Origin of the sequence: Actinotalea sp. (assembly GCF_035443605.1) — a bacterium.
Taxonomy (GTDB): domain Bacteria; phylum Actinomycetota; class Actinomycetes; order Actinomycetales; family Cellulomonadaceae; genus Actinotalea.
Window position 1 is genome coordinate 16730 of record NZ_DAORSQ010000042.1, and the last position, 4413, is coordinate 21142.

General features: G+C 75.5%; 5 protein-coding genes. 4 read left to right on the top strand and 1 reads right to left on the bottom strand.

The window, feature by feature from the left end; genetic code table 11:
- On the bottom strand, positions 1-461 hold a 461-nt coding region (locus tag PKY62_RS06570; RefSeq protein WP_324535911.1), incomplete at its 3' end, for a hypothetical protein.
- A gap of 108 nt (positions 462-569) precedes the next feature.
- Here PKY62_RS06570 and rimP point away from each other — a divergent pair.
- From rimP to PKY62_RS06590, 4 genes are all read left to right on the top strand, one after another.
- Positions 570-1187, top strand: a complete 618-nt coding sequence (gene rimP / locus PKY62_RS06575; RefSeq protein ID WP_324535912.1) for a ribosome maturation factor RimP — start codon at positions 570-572, stop codon at positions 1185-1187.
- Positions 1187-2302, top strand: a complete 1116-nt coding sequence (nusA, locus tag PKY62_RS06580; RefSeq protein WP_324535913.1) for a transcription termination factor NusA — start codon at positions 1187-1189, stop codon at positions 2300-2302. The genes rimP and nusA overlap by 1 nt, the downstream gene beginning before the upstream one ends.
- A gap of 119 nt (positions 2303-2421) precedes the next feature.
- Positions 2422-2745 (top strand): YlxR family protein, encoded by a 324-nt coding sequence (locus PKY62_RS06585; protein ID WP_324535916.1) that lies wholly within the window; start codon positions 2422-2424, stop codon positions 2743-2745.
- 56 nt (positions 2746-2801) lie between these two features.
- Positions 2802-4413, top strand: a 1612-nt coding sequence (locus PKY62_RS06590; RefSeq protein WP_324535914.1) for a translation initiation factor IF-2 N-terminal domain-containing protein, incomplete at its 3' end; no start/stop codon positions are given.

Below are 4413 nucleotides of genomic sequence, written 5' to 3' on the forward strand. Positions count from 1 at the left end.
CCCGTACCCGTACCGTCCACCATGGTGTCCGCGGCGGCCTCGCCGACGTCCGGGGTCGCCTCGGGGTGCGCGACATAGGGCCCGCCGAGCTCCACGAGATGCTCGTCGCTCGCCGCGGCGACGGCCTCGAGCGGCCCGGCGAGGGCGGTGTCGGCCGCCGCCACCACCCGCGCCAGCGCCGAGAGCGCCGCGGCGTCCTCGGCCGCGCCCTGCCGCGCGACCTCCGTCGCGTCGGGGACCAGCTCCGGCGGGGCGGGGGACTCGAGCCGCACCTCGCAGCCGGTCAGCAGTGCGAGCGTCAGCACGACGCCGAGCGCGCTGCCGACGAGGGTGCCGCGCCCCGCACCACCCGGTACGCCCCGCACCGCGCCGCGCCGCCGGCCGAGCCGGGCGCCGACGAGCCCGCGTGGACGGTCGCGCGCAGGGGAACCAGGCCGCTGGTCCTGCCGGGTGGTGGTCATCGCGGCCGATCCTGCCACGCGGGGCCCCGGCGGGGTCGGTAGGCTGGGCGCGACAAGTCCAGAGGGTCGTCACGTCGGGTGACCCGCCACGACCCGATCGGAGGCGACATGGTCACGCCCGCGAACCACGACCCCGCAGAGCGCGTGAGCGCGGTGGTGCGCCCGGTGGTCGAGGCCGCCGGCCTGTTCCTGGAGGACGTCCACGTGACGGCCGCCGGCAAGCGCTCCGTGGTGCGGATCGTCCTCGACCTCGGTGAGGACGAGATCGGCAGCCTGAACCTCGACACGGTCGGCGCCGTCGCGCGGGACGTCTCCGCGGCGATGGACGCAGCCGACCCGGTGCGCGGCGCCTACGTGCTCGAGGTGTCCAGCCCGGGGACGGACCGCCCGCTGACCACCCTGCGGCACTTCCGCCGTGCGCGGACCCGGATGGTGCGCCTCACGCTGCGCGACGGCTCGGTGCTGTTCGGGCGACTCGTGCACGCCGACGCCGACGGGCTCGAGCTCGAGCTCGCCCCGGGATCCACCCGACGGGTGGACCTCGCGGACGCCGTGCGCGGCGTCGTCGAGGTCGAGCTCCACCGCGCGCACGAGGTCGAGCTCTACGAGGGCGACGACGACGCGGACGACGGCGAGGACGACGACGCGGACGACGCGCCGGACGAGCACATGGACGACGACGCGCCGGACGACGGCGCCACGGATGACGAAGAGGGCAACGCCTGATGGACATCGACATGACAGCGCTGCGCCTCGTGGAGCACGAGCGCGACATCAGCCTCGACGTGCTCGTCTCGGCGATCGAGCAGGCGCTGCTCTCCGCGTACCACCGCACGCCGGGCGCGCACGAGGACGCGCGCGTGGAGGTCGACCGGCGGACCGGTCACGTGACGGTCTGGGCGCGCGAGGAGGCCGAGCCGGTCGAGGCCGTCGAGGGTGAGCCGGCCCCCGTCGCCGCGCCGCGCCCGGAGTTCGTGCACACCCCCGAGGGCTTCGGCCGCGTGGCGACCGCGACGGCACGGCAGGTCATCGTCCAGCGGCTGCGCGACGCCGAGGACGAGCAGGTGCTCGGCGCGTTCCGCGGCACGGAGGGCGAGCTGCTCGCCGGGATCATCCAGCAGGGCCGCGACCCCAGGACCGTCCTCGTCGCGGTGCGCGGCACGGAGGCGGTGCTGCCGCACCACGAGCAGGTGCCGACCGAGCAGTACGTGCACGGGGAGCGGCTGCGCGCCTACGTGCTCGACGTCTCGCGCGGGCTCAAGGGGCCCTCGATCACGCTCTCGCGCACCCACCCCGGCCTGGTCCGCAAGCTCTTCGCGCTCGAGGTCCCGGAGGTCGCGGACGGCTCCGTGGAGATCACGGCGATCGCCCGCGAGGCCGGCCACCGCACCAAGATCGCGGTCCGCAGCACCGTCGCCGGGCTCAACGCCAAGGGTGCGTGCATCGGCCCGATGGGCTCGCGCGTGCGCGCGGTCATGGCGGAGCTCCACGGCGAGAAGATCGACATCGTCGACCACAGCGACGACCCTGCGCAGTTCGTGGCCCACGCGCTCTCCCCGGCGCGCGTGACGTCCGTCACGGTCGTCGACCTGGCCGCGCGGTCGGCGCGCGTCGTCGTGCCCGACTACCAGCTCTCCCTCGCCATCGGCAAGGAGGGGCAGAACGCCCGCCTGGCGGCCAAGCTCACCGGCTGGCGCATCGACATCCGCTCCGACGAGGGCGGCGGCGCGCCCGCGGCGGGGGACCGGGAGGCCCCCGCACGGGCCGCGGGGGACCCGGCCGAGGCGGCCCCGGACGCGACGTCCGCACCCTCGACGGACGGTGAGGGTCACGATTCGTGAGTCGGCGCGCTAGACTCGGCGAGGCTGGGCCACGGGTCCGGCTCCCCGAACGCGGTGCAGACGGTCGTGATGCTGCCAGGACTCCGGTCCCGGTGCGGTCCGGCCCGGTCCGCACGTGCGTGGGGTGCCGGGAACGGGGCCAGCGGTCCGACCTGGTGAGGATCGTCCTGGTCGCAGGCGGTGAGGGAGACCTCGCCGTCCTCGACGGGGCGGCGTCCTTGCCCGGGCGGGGCGCATGGTTGCACGCCGACCTGCACTGCCTCGAGCTCGCCGAACGTCGTCGAGCGTTCCCGCGCGCGCTGCGTGCCGGACCGCTCGACACCGCGTCGGTCCGTAGGGACCTCGAGGCCCAGGTCGCCGGGCACCCGGCTGCACGTCCGTCGTTCACCGAGAAGGAAAGCGGGTTGGAAGCCGATGGGCACCCGATGAGTACCCAGCGATGAGTACCAGGCACTAACGACGGTCTGACCCTGTTCGGGCGGACCGGAACAGGAGAGTTGTGGCAAAGGTCCGCGTCTACGAGCTCGCCAAGGAGCTCGGCGTCGAGAGCAAGGCCCTCATGGCCAAGCTCGGCGAGCTCGGTGAGTTCGTCCGGTCGGCATCGTCGACCATCGAACCGCCCGTCGTGCGCAAGCTGCGCGACATCTACCCCGCGGGAGCCGCGCCCGCGGCCCCCGCCCCCAGCCGGCCGGCACCCGCCGCCGGTCGTCCGGCCCCGGCAGCGCCCGCGTCCCCGGTGGCAGCGCCCGCGCCCGTCTCGGCTCCGGCGGCTCCGGCAGCGCCCGTCGCTCCCGTCGTCGAGCGGCCGGCACCGGTCGTCCAGGCACCCGCCGCGACGTCCACCGCACCGGCACCCGGTCCGCGCCCTGCACCGGCCGCGCCTGCCGCTCCCGCTGCCCCCGTCGAGGCTGCGCCCGCCGCCGGTCCGCGCCCGGGAGGCCCGCGTCCCGGCAACAACCCGTTCGCCCCCAGCCAGGGCATGCCCCGGCAGGGTGGCCCGCGTCCTGGGAACAACCCGTTCGCCCCGAGCCAGGGCATGCCCCGGCCCGGCAGCTCGCGTGCCGAGGCCGCAGCACCCGGCGCCCCGGCGGCTGGTGCCGAGCGCCCGGGCGGTCCCCGTCCGGCTGCCGGCAGCGGCGGCCCGCGCCCCAACCCGGGCATGATGCCGGGCCGCAGCGCCGTCGGTCGGCCCGCCCCCGGTGGCGGCGCACCGGCCCGTGGTGGCGCCGGTCGTCCCGGCGGGTTCACCCGCCCCGGCGGTCCCGGTGGGGCCCCCGGCGGCGCACCCGGCGGTGCCGGTGGCGGCGGCTTCGCCGGTCGTCCCGGTGGCGGCGGTGGTGCCGGTGGTCGCGGTGCCGGTCGTGGCAGCACGCAGGGTGCCTTCGGGCGCGCCGGCGGCCGCCCGGTCCGGGGCCGCAAGTCCAAGCGGGCCAAGCGCCAGGAGTTCGAGCAGATGCAGGCCCCCTCGCTGGGTGGCGTGCAGGTCCCCCGCGGCGACGGGCGCACCGTCGTGCGCCTGCGTCACGGCTCGTCGCTCAACGACTTCGCCGACAAGATCGACGCCAACCCCGCCAGCCTCGTCACGGTGCTGTTCCACCTCGGTGAGATGGCCACGGCGACGCAGTCGCTCGACGAGGACACGTTCGGCACGCTCGCGGCCGAGCTCGGCTACATCATCGAGATGGTCTCGGCCGAGGAGGAGGACCGCGAGCTGCTCGAGGCCTTCGACATCGACCTCGACGCGGAGCTCGCCGGCGAGGGCGATGACCAGCTCACCGCGCGACCGCCCGTCGTCACCGTCATGGGTCACGTCGACCACGGCAAGACCAAGCTCCTCGACGCCATCCGCTCCGCGGACGTCGTCGCGGGCGAGGCCGGCGGCATCACGCAGCACATCGGTGCCTACCAGGTGCACCACGAGCACGAGGGCATCGACCGCGCGATCACCTTCATCGACACCCCGGGCCACGAGGCGTTCACCGCCATGCGTGCTCGTGGTGCCCAGGTGACCGACATCGCGATCCTCGTGGTCGCGGCGGACGACGGCGTGATGCCCCAGACCATCGAGGCGCTCAACCACGCGCAGGCGGCCGGCGTGCCGATCGTCGTCG

Coding starts and splice junctions, on each gene's coding strand:
- rimP (WP_324535912.1), top strand. CDS start 570: ATGGTCACGCCCGCGAACCACGACCCCGCAGAGCGCGTGAGCGCGGTG.
- nusA (WP_324535913.1), top strand. CDS start 1,187: ATGGACATCGACATGACAGCGCTGCGCCTCGTGGAGCACGAGCGCGAC.